Source organism: Caulobacter sp. 17J80-11 (genome assembly GCF_014349105.1).
Classification (GTDB): Bacteria; Pseudomonadota; Alphaproteobacteria; order Caulobacterales; family Caulobacteraceae; genus 17J80-11.
Genome location: NZ_JACSJI010000002.1, coordinates 176705 through 190274 on the forward strand (window position 1 = coordinate 176705; position 13570 = coordinate 190274).

Sequence of the window (13570 nt, forward strand, 5' to 3'; positions counted from 1 at the left end):
TAAATGACTGTGCAGACTGAAACCGCAGGAACGTCCATCGATTACGCGGAGGTCCTCAAGCGGCTGCCGCACCGCTATCCGTTCCTGCTGATCGACCGTGCGGAGGAGTACATCCCGAACACGTCGATCGTCGGCATCAAGAACGTCACCGCCAACGAGCCGTTTTTCCAGGGGCACTTCCCCGAGAACCCGGTCATGCCCGGCGTGCTGATCGTCGAGGCCCTGGGCCAGAGCGGCGGCCTGCTGATGTCGAAGACGCTGAACGCCGACGTCACCGGCAAGACCATCTTCTTCATGGGCATCGACGGCGCGCGCTTCCGCCGCCCGGTGCGCCCGGGCGACACCCTGCGCATGCCGGTGACGGTGCTGCGTCACCGCGGCGACGTTTTCAAGTTCAAGGGCGAGGCCTACGTGAACGGCGAGATCGCCGCCGAGGCCGAGTTCGCCGCCATGGTGGTCGAGACCCAGAAATGACCCGCGTCCATCCCAGCGCCCTGGTCCACGAGAACGCCCGCCTGGGCGCCGACGTGGAGATCGGCCCGTTCTGCATCGTCGGGCCGCAGGTCACCCTGCACGACGGCGTGCGGCTGCTGTCGCACGTGGTGGTCGAGGGCGCGACGGAGATCGGCGAAGGCACGGTCGTCCATCCGTTCGCCTGCCTGGGCGGCTCGCCCCAGCACCTGGCCCACCGCGGCGAGGACACCCGCCTCATCCTGGGCGCCCGCAACATCGTGCGCGAGCACGTGACCATGCACACCGGCACGGTCATGGGCGGCGGCGTCACCCGCGTCGGCGACGACGGCCTGTTCATGGTCGGCTCGCACGTCGCCCACGACTGCACGGTCGGCAACAAGGTGGTTATGGCCAACAACGCCACCCTGGGCGGCCACGTGCACGTCGACGACTTCGTGTTCATGGGCGGCCTGTGCGCGGTTCACCAGCACAGCCGCATCGGCCGTTACTCCTTCGTGGGCGGCATGGCGACGGTGACCAAGGACGTCATCCCGTTCGGCTCGGTGTGGGGCAACCACGCCCACCTGGAAGGCCTGAACCTGGTCGGCCTGAAGCGCCGCGGCTTCTCGCGCGAGGCGATCAACAACCTGCGCTCGGCCTATCGGCTGATGTTCGCCCCGGAAGGCACCTTCCAGGAGCGCCTGGACGACGTCGCGCGCGTCTTCGCCGGCTCGCCCGAGGTGATGGAGATCGTCGACTTCATCCGCGCCGAGGCCAACCGGCCGCTCTGCCTGCCGTCCGACTGACGCGTATGCAGAAGCTCGGCCTGCTCGCCGGCGGCGGTGACCTGCCTCACGCGATCGCCGCCTGGTGCGAGCGGGCCAACCGCCCGCTGTTCGTCGTCCGCCTGAAGGGCTTCGCCTCGCCGGGGCTGGAACGCTATCCGGGCGCGGAGATCGGCATCGCCGAATACGGCCGCTGCCTCGACGCCCTGAAGAAGGCCGGCTGCGAGGCGGTGTGCCTGGCCGGCATCGTCGCCCGGCCCGATTTTTCCGCCCTGAAGCCCGACCTGAAGGGCTTGGCCATCCTGCCGGGCGCCGTGGCCGCGGCCCGCAAGGGCGACGACGGCCTGCTGCGCTACCTGGTCGGCCAGTTCGAGAAGGAAGGCTTCCGGGTCGAGGGCGCCGACGAAGTCATGCTGGACCTGACGCTCGACGAAGGCGCGCTGGGCGCGCTGCAGCCGCCGCCGGAGGCGCTGGGCGACGTCGCCCGGGCCCTGGAGGTGGCGCGCGCCATCGGCCGTCTGGACGTGGGCCAGGGGGCCGTGGTGGCCGACGGCCTCGTGCTGGCGGTCGAGGCTCAGGAGGGCACCGACGCCATGCTGCGCCGGGTAGCCGAGCTGCCGGCCGAGATCCGCGGCGCGCCCGACGCCCGCCAGGGCGTCCTGGCCAAGGCGCCCAAGCCGATCCAGGAGCGCCGCGTCGACCTGCCGACCATCGGTCCGCGCACGGTCGAGAACGCCGCCGCCGCCGGTCTGGCCGGGATCGTCGGCGAGGCCGGCTCGCTGATCGTGCTGGACCGCGAGGCGGTGATCGAAACGGCCGACCGCCTGGGCCTGTTCGTCTGGGGCGTGAAGTCTTCCGCCGAAGCTGCTGAATGAAACCGCTCACCGTCATGCTGGTGGCCGCAGAGGCCTCGGGCGATGCGCTCGGCGCCGGCCTCGCCCGCGCGCTGAAGGTCCGCCTCGGCGACAAGGTCCGCTTCGTCGGCGTGGGCGGCTCGCGCATGGCCGCCGAGGGCGTCGAGAGCCCGTTCGACATCGCCGACCTGTCCATCCTGGGCTGGGTCGAGGGCATCAAGGCCTACGGTCGCGTGAAGCGCCGGGTCGAGGACGCCGCCGCCCTGGCGCGCCGCGAGAAGCCGGACGTGGCCGTGCTGATCGACAGCTGGGGCTACACCCTGCGCGTCGCCAAGGCGCTCCGCCGCGACTTCCCGGCCATGCCGCTGGTCAAGTACGTCGGGCCGCAGGTCTGGGCCTCGCGTCCCGGCCGGGCCAAGACCCTGGCGGCGGCCGTCGACCACCTGCTGGCCATCCACGTGTTCGACGCGCCCTGGTTCGAGCGCGAGGGGCTGAAGACCACCTTCGTCGGCAACAACGCCCTGCACACCGACTTCTCCCAGGCCGACGGCGAACGCTTCCGCCGCGAGATCGGTGCGGGACCCGACGACCAGATCCTGCTGGTCCTGCCCGGCAGCCGTCCGTCCGAAGTCACGCGCATGACCCCGCCGTTCGAGGAGGCGGTGGCCCTGCTCAAGCGCGACCGGCCGAACCTGCAGGTCGCCGTGGTGGTCGCCGACACCGTCGCCGAAGCGGTGAAGGGACGGGTGGCCGGCTGGCCCTTCCGCGCCCACCTGGTCGAAGGCGAGGCCGCCAAGCGCGACGCCATGAAGGCCGCCACCGTGGCCCTGGCCTGCAGCGGCACGGTCTCCATCGAGCTGGCCCTGGCCGGCGCGCCGATGGTCATTGCCTATCGATTGGACAAGCTCACCTACGCGCTGGCCAAGCGCATCGTGAAGACGACGTGGGTGACCCTGTTCAACATCGCCGCCCGTGACTTCGTCGCCCCGGAGCTGATCCAGGACGAGGCCACCGGGCCGAAGCTGGCCGCCGCCGTGGCCGAGCGGCTGGACGACCCGGCGCTGCGCGAGACCCAGGTGGCCCGCCAGTACGCCGCGCTGGACCTGATGGGCCGCAACGGTCCTGATCCCTCGGAGGCGGCCGCCGACGCGGTGCTGGGCGTGCTGGCCGAACGCAAGCTGCTGCCCGCGGCCTGAGGGCCGCTCAGTCCGCCGCCGCGAAGTGCGCCAGCTGGTCGGCGTGCGCCTTTACGAAGGCCGGGCGGGCCGTGGCGCGGGCGACATAGGCGCGGCAGGCGGGGTGACCGGCCAGTCCGTCGAACCGGTCGACCAGGCGCAGGGCGTCGGCCATCACGATGTCGGCCACCGAGAAGGCCCCCGCCAGCCACTCGCGCTCCCCCAGCACCGCCTCCATGTGCTTGAGCCGGGCCTTGAGCCACCCGTCCAGGAAGGTCCACGCCGGCGTGGCCTCGGGCTCGCCGGAGAACATCAGGACGGCCCACGGCACGCTGACCATCTCGACCGAGTTGAGCGCCGCGACCACCCACTCCAGGACCTTGCTCCGGCCGCGCGGATCGGCGGGCATCAGCGCCTCGCTGCGTCCGCCCAGGTGGAGCAGGATCGCGCCGCTTTCGAAGATCGACAGGTCGCCGTCGGTGAGCCAAGGCACCTGGCCGAACGGCTGGTGCGCGAAGTGCCCGGGGCCGCGCTCCTGGAACGGCGTGCTCGCCACCCGATAGGGCAGGCCAGCCTCTTCCAGCGCCCATCGCACCCGCAGGTCGCGCACGAAGCCCCGCGGCATGTCGGGGACCCAGTCGTAGGTGGTCAGGACCAGCTCGCCCATGCGGGATCTCCCTTTCGTCGACACGCCGCAACATGCCTCTGTCGACGCTGGCGGCGCCAGAACGAAAACGCCGCCCGCGGCGGGAGCCGGGGCGGCGTGATCGTTCAGCGATGTCGGGCGCTTATCAACCGCGCTTGTCGATCGGCACGAAGTTGCGCTCGACCGGACCAGTGTAGAGCTGACGCGGACGGCCGATCTTCTGGCCCGGGTCCTCCATCATCTCCTTCCACTGCGCCACCCAGCCCACGGTGCGGGCCAGGGCGAACAGCACGGTGAACATGGTGGTCGGGAAGCCCATCGCCGACAGGGTGATGCCCGAATAGAAGTCGATGTTCGGGTACAGCTTGCGCTCGATGAAGTACGGGTCGTTCAGGGCGACGCGCTCCAGCTCGCGGGCGACCTGAAGCAACGGGTCGTTCGGGTCGCCGACCGCTTCGAGCACCTCGTGGCAGGTGGTCTGCATCACCTTCGCGCGCGGGTCGTAGTTCTTGTAGACCCGGTGACCGAAGCCCATCAGGCGGTACTTGCGGTCCTTCACCCCGGCGACGAACTCGGGGATGCGCTCCGGCGTGCCGATCTCCTTCAACATGTTGAGCGCTTCTTCGTTCGCGCCGCCGTGGCTGGGGCCCCACAGGCAGGCGATGCCGGCGGCGATGCAGGCGAACGGGTTGGCGCCCGACGAGCCGGCCAGGCGGACGGTCGAGGTCGAGGCGTTCTGCTCGTGGTCGGCGTGCAGGATGAAGATGCGGTCCATGGCGCGGGCCAGGACCGGGTTCACTTCGTAATCTTCGGCCGGAACGGCGAAGCACATGCGCAGGAAGTTCTCGGCGTAGCCGAGGTCGTTGCGCGGGTACACGAACGGCTGGCCGGCCGAGTACTTGAACGCGCGCGCCGCGATGGTCGGCATCTTGGCGATCAGGCGGATGGCCGAGATCATCCGCTGCTGCGGATCGTGGATGTCGAGGCTGTCGTGGTAGAAGGCCGACAGGGCGCCGACGGTGCCGACCATCACCGCCATCGGGTGGGCGTCGCGGCGGAAGCCCTCGAAGAAGCGGTCGAACTGGGCGTGCAACATCGTGTGGTAGGTGATGTTGCGCTCGAAGGCGGCGTACTCGGCCGCGGTCGGCAGCTCGCCGTGCAGCAGCAGGTGGCAGACCTCGAGGAAGTTCGACTTCTCGGCCAGCTGGTCGATCGGGTAGCCGCGGTGCAGCAGCACGCCCTTGTCGCCGTCGATGAAGGTCAGGCCGCTTTCGCAGCTGGCGGTCGAGGTGAAGCCCGGATCGAAGGTGAAGACGTCGGCCTGGCCGTACAGCTTGCGGATGTCGACCACGTCGGGGCCCATCGAGCCCTTCAGCACCGGCATGCTGTAGTCTTTACCGTTCAGGACGAGCGAGGCGCTCTCCGGGGACTGAGGTTTGTTTTCCATCTCGATCCGCTTTCTGGGTACGCGAGGGGCGGGGAGGAGCCGCCGCGGAGTTGGGCTGGGTTATAGCGCCTTAGCTGTCGGGGGAAAGCGCGTCGTCGAGTCGGCCGAGACTTTCGTCGCGACCGAGCGCCGCCAGGGTCTTGGCGATATCGGGAGCGGGCGCGCCGGCGGCAAGCACAGCGCGCATGGCCGGGCCGATCTTTCCGAAGCCGACGCCCTCGTCCTCGGCGAAGGCTTTCAGTTCGCTTTCAAGGGCGAAGACGTCCCAGCTCTCGAACAGGGCGAGGCGCTCACGCAAGCGTGACAGGCGCTGGACGGTTTCCTCGTTCAGCTGGCCGCGCGACTTCTCGTCCAGCTGCAGCGGCCGGCGCTTCAGCACGAAGGCGGTCTGGTCGGCGAGCTCCAACACGGTCTTGGCGCGGTCCTTCACGAACGGCATGGCGGCGGCCAGCCGGGCCTCGTCGCCGGCCTCCAGCGCCAGGCCGCGCTGGACGTGGACGTCCAGGGTCTGCTTGGCGAGACGGTCGTCCTCGGCCAGGCGCAGCCAGTGGGCGTTGATGTGGGCCAGCTTGTCGAAGTCCAGCCGCGCCGGGGCGCGGCCGACGTTTGCGACGTCGAACCACTCGATCGCCTGCTCGTCTCCGAAGATCTCGGCGTCGCCGTGGCCCCAGCCCAGGCGGGCCAGGTAGTTGCGCATGGCTTCCGGCAGGTAGCCCATGGCCGCGTAGTCGCCGACCGCCTGGGCGCCGTGGCGCTTGGACAGCTTGGCGCCGTCCGGGCCGTGGATCAGCGGGATGTGGGCGAAGGCCGGCTTCTCCCAGCCGAACGCCTCGTAGATCAGCGACTGGCGGGCGGCGTTGTTCAGGTGGTCGTCGCCGCGGATGATGTGGGTGACGCCCATGTCATGGTCGTCGACCACCACGGCCAGGTTGTAGGTCGGCGCGCCGTCCGAGCGCAGCAGCACCAGGTCGTCCAGCACCTCGTTCTTGAAGCGCACGTCGCCCTGGACCAGGTCGGCGACCACCGTCTCGCCCTCCAACGGTCCGCGGAAGCGGATCACGTGAGGCTGGGACTCCATCTCCGGCTCGTGCGGCCGGTCACGCCAGGGCGAGCGCAGGGCGCGGCCCTCGGCGTGCGCCTTCTCGCGCTCTACCGCGGTCTCCTCCGGGCTCATCCAGCAGCGGTAGGCGCAGCCTTTCGCCAGCAGCTCGTAGACCGCCTCGCGGTGGCGTTCGACGCGCGAGAACTGGAAGATCGGCGGCTCGTCGGAGAACAGCCCCAGCCACGACAGGCCCTCGAAGATCGCGTCGACGGCGGCCTGGGTGGAGCGCTCGCGGTCGGTGTCCTCGACCCGGATCAGGAACTTGCCGCCGCGCCCTTTCGCGTAAAGCCAGTTGAACAGGGCCGTACGGGCGCCGCCAATATGCAGATAGCCGGTGGGCGAGGGGGCGAAGCGGGTGACGACGGGGCGGGGATCGGTCATCGGTCGCCTTGACGGGGGACAGGAAAACGAAAGCGCGGCTCTTATAGCGCGCGTGGCCGAGTCTCCTAGCCCCGTGGCCGTGAAAGCCTCCGTGATGGCGGGCGTGCGGTCCGGGGCGCGCGACGCCTTGGCCGCGCAGGCCGATCGCTGGCCGCTGTGGACGCCGGTGGCGTTCGGGGCCGGATGCGCCCTCTACTTCGCCCTGCGGGCCGAACCGGGCTGGGGCTGGATCGCGGGCGGCTTCGTCTTCTTCTTGTGGCTGACCATCCGCACGCGCCGGACGCGCGCGCCGTTCGCCGCCATCCTGGCCGCCACTCTGGGCCTGTGCGTGGCGGCTGGCGCGGGCGTGGCGAAGCTCCGGTCGGAGCGGGTGGCCGCGCCGGTGATGGCGGCGAGCGGCGCGCCGGCGACGATGGAGGCCTGGGTGGTGGACGTCGCCAGCCCGGGCAAGGGCGGAGCGCGGCTGGTCCTGGCGCCGGTCTGGATCGAGGGACTGACGCCCGAGGCCACGCCGGTGCGCGCCCGCCTGACCGTGGACGGGCCCGCGCCGGCGCCGGGCACGGCGATCCGGGTGCGCGCCATCCTCAACCCGCCCCCGCCGCCCGCCAGCCCGGGCGCCTACGACTTCGCGCGCGACGCCTGGTTCCACAGCGTGGGCGCGGTGGGCTTCGCGCTGGGCGAGGCGCGCCCGGCGGCTCTGGATCCGGCGCCCTGGCGGTTGCGCGCGGAGATGGCCGTCAACGCCGCCCGTTGGGACTTGGCCGAGCGGATCGTGACGCGACTGGGCGAGGCGCAGGGCGGCATCGCCGCGGCCATGACCACCGGCCACGAGGCGTGGATCGCCCAGGCCGACGTCGACGCCATGCGGGACTCCGGCCTGGCGCACCTGCTCTCGATCTCCGGCCTGCACATGGCCATCGTCGGCGGCTTCGTGTTCTTCTCGGTTCGCCTGGGCGTGGCCGCTTGGCCGTGGCTGGCCCTGCGCGTCTCGGGCAAGAAGCTGGCCGCCGTGTGCGGCCTCGTGGCGGTCGGCGGCTATCTGGTGCTGTCGGGCGCGCCGGCCCCGGCCGAGCGCTCGGCGGTGACCGCCGCGGCCGCCTTCGCCGCCATCCTGCTGGACCGGCGGCCGATCAGCCTGAACTCGCTGGCGGCGGCCGCCTTCATGGTCCTGCTGCTGAAGCCGGAAGCGGTGGTGCAGCCGGGCTTCCAGATGTCGTTCGCGGCCACCGCCGCCCTGGTCGCCCTGGCCGAGGTGTGGCCCCGGCGGGTGCGCGAGATCTCGGCGCCCTGGCCGATCCTGATCTTCCAGCGGGCGGTGTCCTGGACGGGCCTGGCCTGCATGACCAGCCTGGTCGCCGGCCTGGCGACCGGCCCCTTCGCCATGCAGCACTTCAACCGGGTGGCGGTTTACGGGCTGGCGGCCAATCTGGCCGCGGCGCCGCTGTCGAGCTTCGTGGTCATGCCGTTCCTGGCGCTCGGCGCCGCGCTGGAGCCGATCGGCCTGGGCGGGCTCTTCCTGCACGTGGCCGGCTGGGGCGTGCAGGCGACCACGATGGTGGGGGCCTGGATCGCCGGCCTGCCGGGCGCGACCCGCACGGTCGCCAGCGCGCCGGCCGCCGCCCTGCCCATCGCCTTCTTCGGCCTGCTGTTCGTCTGCCTGTGGAAGGGGCGGGCCCGCTGGCTTGGCGCGCCGTTCGCGGCCGCGGTGCTGCTGTGGCCGAGGGCCGAGCCGCCCGTCGCCTGGATCGCGTCGGACGGCGCGGCGGCGGCGGTGCGGATCGACGATCGCGCGGTCGCGCTGCGCCCCGACGCCAAGGCCTTCGCCTTCGACATCTGGGACCGCCGGCGCGGGCTGGAGACTGCGGGCGACCTGGAGGCCGATCGCGACGCGCTCTACGCGTGCGATCGCTGGTCCTGCGTCCCGAAGGCCGGCGCGCCTGGACTGGCGTCCTGGTGGGGGAAGAAGCCGCCGACCTGGGCCAAGCTCAGCGACCTCTGCCGCTCAGCCGAGGTGGTGACCCTGCGCGCGACCGTGGATCGGCTGCCGCCGGCCTGCCGGGGTCGGCTGGTGCTCGACGCGGTCGACCTGGCGCGGACCGGCTCGGTCGAACTGTGGCGGCGCGACGGTCGCTGGCTGGCCCTGACCGCGGCTGAACTGCGCGGCGCGCGGCCCTGGGTTCAGTGATAGCGGCGCAGCAGGCCGACCAGCTTGCCCTGCACCTCGACCTGGTCGGGCCCGAAGATGCGGGTCTCGTAGGCCGGGTTGGCGGCCTCCAGGGCGATGGAGGCGCCCTTGCGGCGCAGGCGCTTCAGCGTGGCTTCCTCGCCCAGCACCAGGGCGACGACGATGTCGCCGGAATTGGCCTGGTCGGTGCGGCGGATGACGACCTGGTCGCCGTCCAGAATGCCGGCGTTGATCATCGAGTCGCCCTGGACGTCGAGCACGAAGTGCTCGCCGCCGCCCAGCATGGATTCAGGCACCAGGACCCGGTCCTTCTCGTGCTGGATGGCCTCGATCGGCACGCCGGCGGCGATGCGGCCCAGCACCGGCAGTTCGCGCACGTCGTTGGCGACCGGCGCGGCCTCGACCGGCCTGGCCCCTTCGACCACCTGCGGCCGGAACGGCGCGCGCCCCTTGGCGGGGGCTGCGGTGGTGGCCTGCTCGGGAAGCTTGACCACTTCCAGCGCCCGGGCCCGGTGGGGCAGGCGGCGCAGGAAACCGCGCTCTTCCAGAGCGGTGATCAGTCGGTGGATGCCCGACTTCGACGCGAGGTCGAGGGCTTCCTTCATCTCGTCGAAGGACGGAGACACGCCCGTCTCCTTGAGACGTTCGTGGATGAACATCAACAGCTCGTGCTGTTTGCGCGTGAGCATCGCCCGCCTCGGAACAAGTCGTGAACCTTCTCGATGTTCTGTAAGTGTTCCTAGTTAATGTCAAGTGAACGCGAAGCTTGACGATGGACGGCTCGAAACGCGTCGCCTCGGGCAACCACCCGGGGTCAAATTACAGTGTTCTACGGATTGTCGGGACGGCGCCATCGGCACTCTCTGGAGCATTCGGCCTGGCGCGGCCTGCAGGTCGCGCGAGCCCCAGTGCGATTGCGGAGACGACCATGAATCTCTGGAACGAACTCAAGGCGTCGATCACGGGCGACACCGTGGATCAGGTCGCCGCCGCCACCGGCGAGAGTGTCGAAGCGACGCGGCGGGGGCTGATCGGCGCGGCCCTGCCGGCGGTGCTGACCGGCGCGGTCGAGAAGTTCTCGGGAGAGGCCGGGGCCGTGCGTCTGCTGGACGAGGCCCGCGCGGTCGATCCGGACGGGACCCTGCTGGACGATTTCGGCACGGCCGTGCGCCCGGGGCCCGGCGCGGACACCGCGCGGCGCGTCGGCCAGGGCTTCCTGAGCAACCTGTTCGGGCCGCGCACCGACGCGGTCGCCGACGTGGTCGCCAACCATGCCGGAATCCGCAAGTCCTCCGCCTCGGCGCTGCTGGCGATCGCCGCGCCGCTGTTCCTGGGCTTTATCAGCAAGCGGGCCCGCACCGGCGGGCTGGACGCGCGCACGCTGGCGGGCTCGCTGCGCGACGCCCGCAACCAGCTGCCCAGCATCGCGCCGGCCGGCCTGCTGAGCACGCTGGGCTTCGCCGCGCCCGGCGTCCGCGCCGAAGAGCCGATGGCGATCGCGGCCGCGGGCCGGCCGAAGTGGCTGCCCTGGGTCGTCGCCGCCTTGGTCGTGCTGGCCTTGCTGGCCCTGTTCCGCACATGCCGCAAGCATGAGGAGGTCCCGCCCGCGCCGCCGGCCCCGGCCGTCGCGCCGGCTGCGCCGGCCGTCGCCACCGAGGTCGTGGCCCTGCCGGACGGGACCCAACTGACCCTGCGGCCCGAGTCGCTGACCTATCAGCTGGCCGCCTACCTGAAGGATCCGGCCGCGCCGCCGCCGCCGCGCCGATTCACCTTCGAACAGCTGAACTTCGACACCGCCAGCAACGCGCTCGACGCCCCCTCGCTGGCGACCATCGCCGAGCTGGCCGCGATCCTGAAGGCCTATCCGAATGCGGTCGTGGTGGTCGAAGGCCATACCGACAACGTCGGCGAGCCGGCGGCCAACATGGAGCTGTCGAAGCGGCGCGCCGAGGCGGTCCGCGACGCGCTCTACGCCAAGGGCGTCGCCAAGGAACGCGCCAGCGGCGTCGGCTATGGCGAGACCAAGCCGATCGCCAGCAACGACACCGAGGAGGGCCGCGCCCAGAACCGGCGGACCGACCTGGTGGTGACCAAGAAGTAGGTGCTCAGCTCTGCGTCAGGTCGCGCGTGGCCGCGGTCACGTCTGCCTGACGCATCAGGCTCTCGCCGACCAGCATGGCGCGGGCGCCGCACGCCGACAGGCGGGCGGCGTCTGCGTGCGTGAACACGCCGCTTTCGGTGACCAGCAGGGCGCCGGCCGGGGCCAGCGGGGCCAGCCGCTCGGTGACGGCCAGGTCGACGTGGAAGCTGCGCAGATCGCGGTTGTTCACGCCGACCAGGCGCGATCCCAGCGCGCCCGCGCGCGCCATTTCCGCCTCGTCGTGGACCTCGACCAGGGCGTCCATGCCCAGGCGCGCGGCTTCGGCCATCAGTTCGGCCGCGAGCGCGTCGTCGATCATGGCCAGGATCACCAGAATGGCGTCCGCGCCCAGGGCGCGGCTCTCGGCCACCTGCCAGGGATCGACCAGGAACTCCTTGCGCAGGCAGGGCAGGGCGACGGCGTCGCGGGCGGCGGCCAGATATTCGTCCGCACCCTGGAAGCTGGGGGCGTCGGTCAGCACCGACAGGCAGGCCGCGCCGCCGGCTTCGTAGGCCCGCGCCAGCGTCGGCGGGTCGAAGTCGGCGCGGATCAGCCCCTTGGACGGGCTGGCCTTCTTGATCTCGGCGATCAGGGCCAGGCGGCCGGGGCGGAAGGCGGTTTCGAGCGCGCGCTGGAAGCCGCGCGGGGCGCTGGCCGCCGCCGCCGCGCGCTCGACCGCGTCCTGCGAACGGGCGGCTTTGCGCTCGGCGACTTCCTGGCGCTTGTAGGCGGCGATGCGGGCGAGGACGTCGCTCATGCGTTGGTGGTCTCGATCAGCTTGTCCAGGGCGGTGCGGGCGCGGCCCTCGTCGATCGAGGCGGCCGCCAGCTCGACGCCGTGGCGGAGGTCTTCGGCGATGTCGGCCACCAGCAACGCCGCCGCCGTGTTCAGCAGCACGACGTCGCGATAGGGGCCCGTGCGGCCGTCCAGGAGTTCGCGCAGGGCCTGGGCGTTGACCGCCGGGTCGCCGCCGCGGATCGCCTCGATGGGGGCGACGGGCAGGCCGGCCGTCTCCGGCGTGACGTCGAAGGCGCGGGCCTCGCCGTCGCGCCACTCCACGACCTGGGTGGGGCCGGTGACGGTCAGCTCGTCCAGGCCGCCGCCGTGCACGGTCCAGGCCCGTGTGGCGCCCAGCGCGCCCAGCACGCGGGCCAGCGGCTCCAGCAGGCGCGGGTCGTAGACGCCCACCACCTGGCGGCGCGCGCCGGCCGGATTGGACAGCGGGCCCAGCAGGTTGAACACGGTGCGGAAGCCGAGCTCCGCTCGCACCGGCAGCACGTGGCGCATGGCCCCGTGATAGACCTGGGCGAACAGGAAGCAGACCCCGGCCTCGTCCAGCGCCCGGCGCGACTGCTCCGGCGTGGCCTGGACGTTGACGCCCAGCGCGGTCAGCACGTCCGACGAGCCCGACTTCGACGAGAGCGCCCGGTTGCCGTGCTTGGCCACCTTCGCGCCGGCGCCGGCGGCCACCAGGGCCGCAGCGGTCGAGATGTTCAGGGTGTGCGCGCCGTCGCCGCCGGTGCCGCAGGTGTCGACCACGTCGTACGGATGCTCAAAGGGCAGGGCCGCCTGGCGCATGGCGCGGGCCACCGCGGCGATCTCCGAGATGGTCTCGCCGCGCAGGCGCATTGCGGTCACCGCCGCGGCCACCTGGGCGGGCGTGGCCTCGCCGCGCAGGCAGGCGGCGAAGAAGGCGTCGGCGTCGGCGTCGGTGAGGGTCTTGCCCTCGGCCAGCTTGGCCAGGATCGGCTTGAAGGTGTCGGACACGGCTCAGACCGTCGTCCGGCGCACGCCGGCCAGATCGAGGAAGTTGGCGAGCAGCCGGTGGCCGTGCTCGGTAGCGATGGATTCCGGGTGGAACTGCACGCCGTGCAGCGGCCGGGTGCGGTGCTGCAGGCCCATGATCTCGCCGTCGGCGGTCCAGGCGGTCACTTCCAGCTCGGCGGGCAGGGTGTCCCGCGACACCGCCAGGCTGTGATAGCGCGTAGCCTTGAACGGGCTGGGCAGGCCGGCGAACAGGCCCTTGTCGACGTGCTCGATCGGGCTGGTCTTGCCGTGCATCAGGGTCTTGGCCCGCACCACGTCGCCGCCGAAGGCCTGGCCCATGGCCTGATGGCCCAGGCATACGCCCAGGATCGGCAGGGTGTCCGGCGCGGCGCGCAGCAGCGGCAGGCAGATTCCCGCCTGGTCGGGCGCGCACGGACCCGGCGACAGCAGAACGGCCTCCGGCGCCATGGCCAGGGCGTCCTGCACGGTCAGGGCGTCGTTGCGACGCACGAGCGTCTCCGCCCCCAACTCGGCCAGGTAATGGACGAGGTTGTAGGTGAAGCTGTCGTAGTTATCGATCACCAGGATCATCGGCATTCTCTGTACGGCCCGGAGCCTTCGCCGCCAAGTCGCTG

Annotated in this window: 13 protein-coding genes; 6 read left to right on the forward strand and 7 right to left on the reverse strand. The window is 71.6% G+C overall.

Annotation, left to right across the window (positions count from 1 at the left end):
* Nucleotides 1-3: 3 nt before the first annotated feature.
* Genes fabZ through lpxB form a run of 4 tightly spaced genes read left to right on the forward strand, consistent with a single transcriptional unit; the run spans nucleotide 4 to nucleotide 3288 of the window.
* Nucleotides 4-474 carry a 3-hydroxyacyl-ACP dehydratase FabZ gene (gene fabZ, locus H8B08_RS03285; RefSeq protein WP_187448784.1) on the forward strand — a complete coding sequence of 157 codons (471 nt, stop codon included), beginning with the start codon at nucleotides 4-6 and terminating at the stop codon, nucleotides 472-474.
* Nucleotides 471-1259, forward strand: coding sequence for an acyl-ACP--UDP-N-acetylglucosamine O-acyltransferase (lpxA, locus tag H8B08_RS03290; protein WP_187448785.1), 789 nt, complete (start codon nucleotides 471-473; stop codon nucleotides 1257-1259). Before fabZ ends, lpxA begins: the two co-directional genes overlap by 4 nt.
* 5 nt (nucleotides 1260-1264) lie before the next feature.
* On the forward strand, nucleotides 1265-2113 hold the full coding sequence (locus H8B08_RS03295; RefSeq protein WP_187448786.1) for an LpxI family protein: 849 nt from the start codon (nucleotides 1265-1267) through the stop codon (nucleotides 2111-2113).
* The gene (gene lpxB, locus H8B08_RS03300) at nucleotides 2110-3288 is read left to right on the forward strand and encodes a lipid-A-disaccharide synthase (protein WP_187448787.1); all 1179 of its coding nucleotides are present in this window, start codon (nucleotides 2110-2112) and stop codon (nucleotides 3286-3288) included. Before H8B08_RS03295 ends, lpxB begins: the two co-directional genes overlap by 4 nt.
* 7 nt (nucleotides 3289-3295) lie before the next feature.
* Here the strand turns inward: lpxB and H8B08_RS03305 are convergent, their stop codons facing one another.
* The 3 genes from H8B08_RS03305 to gltX all read right to left on the reverse strand — a co-directional run bounded on the left by H8B08_RS03305 (nucleotide 3296) and on the right by gltX (nucleotide 6843).
* A complete protein-coding gene (locus H8B08_RS03305; RefSeq protein ID WP_187448788.1) occupies nucleotides 3296-3934 on the reverse strand; it encodes a glutathione S-transferase family protein in 639 nt (212 codons plus the stop codon).
* A gap of 124 nt (nucleotides 3935-4058) precedes the next feature.
* Complete coding sequence (gene gltA, locus H8B08_RS03310) at nucleotides 4059-5360, reverse strand: citrate synthase (protein WP_187448789.1); 1302 nt, start codon at nucleotides 5358-5360, stop codon at nucleotides 4059-4061.
* 70 nt (nucleotides 5361-5430) lie between these two features.
* Entirely contained in the window at nucleotides 5431-6843 is a 1413-nt protein-coding gene (gltX, locus tag H8B08_RS03315) for a glutamate--tRNA ligase (protein WP_187448790.1), read from the reverse strand.
* Between the two features lie 94 nt (nucleotides 6844-6937).
* Between gltX and H8B08_RS03320 the strand changes: the two genes are divergently transcribed.
* Nucleotides 6938-9028, forward strand: coding sequence for a ComEC/Rec2 family competence protein (locus H8B08_RS03320; RefSeq protein WP_187448791.1), 2091 nt, complete (start codon nucleotides 6938-6940; stop codon nucleotides 9026-9028).
* Here the strand turns inward: H8B08_RS03320 and lexA are convergent.
* Nucleotides 9022-9717 (reverse strand): transcriptional repressor LexA, encoded by a 696-nt coding sequence (lexA, locus tag H8B08_RS03325; protein ID WP_187448792.1) that lies wholly within the window; start codon nucleotides 9715-9717, stop codon nucleotides 9022-9024. The genes H8B08_RS03320 and lexA overlap by 7 nt on opposite strands.
* A gap of 239 nt (nucleotides 9718-9956) precedes the next feature.
* On the opposite strand from lexA, the gene H8B08_RS03330 reads away from it, so the two are divergent.
* Nucleotides 9957-11129: an OmpA family protein gene (locus H8B08_RS03330; protein WP_187448793.1), complete on the forward strand. Its 1173-nt coding sequence runs from the start codon at nucleotides 9957-9959 to the stop codon at nucleotides 11127-11129.
* A 4-nt stretch (nucleotides 11130-11133) separates the two neighbouring features.
* Here H8B08_RS03330 and trpC read toward each other — a convergent pair whose 3' ends face one another.
* The 3 genes from trpC to H8B08_RS03345 are packed head-to-tail and all read right to left on the reverse strand — an operon-like array spanning nucleotide 11134 to nucleotide 13526.
* Nucleotides 11134-11925 (reverse strand): indole-3-glycerol phosphate synthase TrpC, encoded by a 792-nt coding sequence (gene trpC / locus H8B08_RS03335; RefSeq protein WP_187448794.1) that lies wholly within the window; start codon nucleotides 11923-11925, stop codon nucleotides 11134-11136.
* Complete coding sequence (trpD, locus tag H8B08_RS03340) at nucleotides 11922-12935, reverse strand: anthranilate phosphoribosyltransferase (protein ID WP_187448795.1); 1014 nt, start codon at nucleotides 12933-12935, stop codon at nucleotides 11922-11924. Before trpD ends, trpC begins: the two co-directional genes overlap by 4 nt.
* A gap of 3 nt (nucleotides 12936-12938) precedes the next feature.
* On the reverse strand, nucleotides 12939-13526 hold the full coding sequence (locus H8B08_RS03345) for an aminodeoxychorismate/anthranilate synthase component II (RefSeq protein WP_187448796.1): 588 nt from the start codon (nucleotides 13524-13526) through the stop codon (nucleotides 12939-12941).
* Nucleotides 13527-13570 lie beyond the last annotated feature (44 nt).

Coding starts and splice junctions, on each gene's coding strand:
- fabZ (WP_187448784.1), top strand. CDS start 4: ATGACTGTGCAGACTGAAACCGCAGGAACGTCCATCGATTACGCGGAG.
- lpxA (WP_187448785.1), top strand. CDS start 471: ATGACCCGCGTCCATCCCAGCGCCCTGGTCCACGAGAACGCCCGCCTG.
- H8B08_RS03295 (WP_187448786.1), top strand. CDS start 1,265: ATGCAGAAGCTCGGCCTGCTCGCCGGCGGCGGTGACCTGCCTCACGCG.
- lpxB (WP_187448787.1), top strand. CDS start 2,110: ATGAAACCGCTCACCGTCATGCTGGTGGCCGCAGAGGCCTCGGGCGAT.
- H8B08_RS03305 (WP_187448788.1), bottom strand. CDS start 3,934: ATGGGCGAGCTGGTCCTGACCACCTACGACTGGGTCCCCGACATGCCG.
- gltA (WP_187448789.1), bottom strand. CDS start 5,360: ATGGAAAACAAACCTCAGTCCCCGGAGAGCGCCTCGCTCGTCCTGAAC.
- gltX (WP_187448790.1), bottom strand. CDS start 6,843: ATGACCGATCCCCGCCCCGTCGTCACCCGCTTCGCCCCCTCGCCCACC.
- H8B08_RS03320 (WP_187448791.1), top strand. CDS start 6,938: ATGGCGGGCGTGCGGTCCGGGGCGCGCGACGCCTTGGCCGCGCAGGCC.
- lexA (WP_187448792.1), bottom strand. CDS start 9,717: ATGCTCACGCGCAAACAGCACGAGCTGTTGATGTTCATCCACGAACGT.
- H8B08_RS03330 (WP_187448793.1), top strand. CDS start 9,957: ATGAATCTCTGGAACGAACTCAAGGCGTCGATCACGGGCGACACCGTG.
- trpC (WP_187448794.1), bottom strand. CDS start 11,925: ATGAGCGACGTCCTCGCCCGCATCGCCGCCTACAAGCGCCAGGAAGTC.
- H8B08_RS03345 (WP_187448796.1), bottom strand. CDS start 13,526: ATGATCCTGGTGATCGATAACTACGACAGCTTCACCTACAACCTCGTC.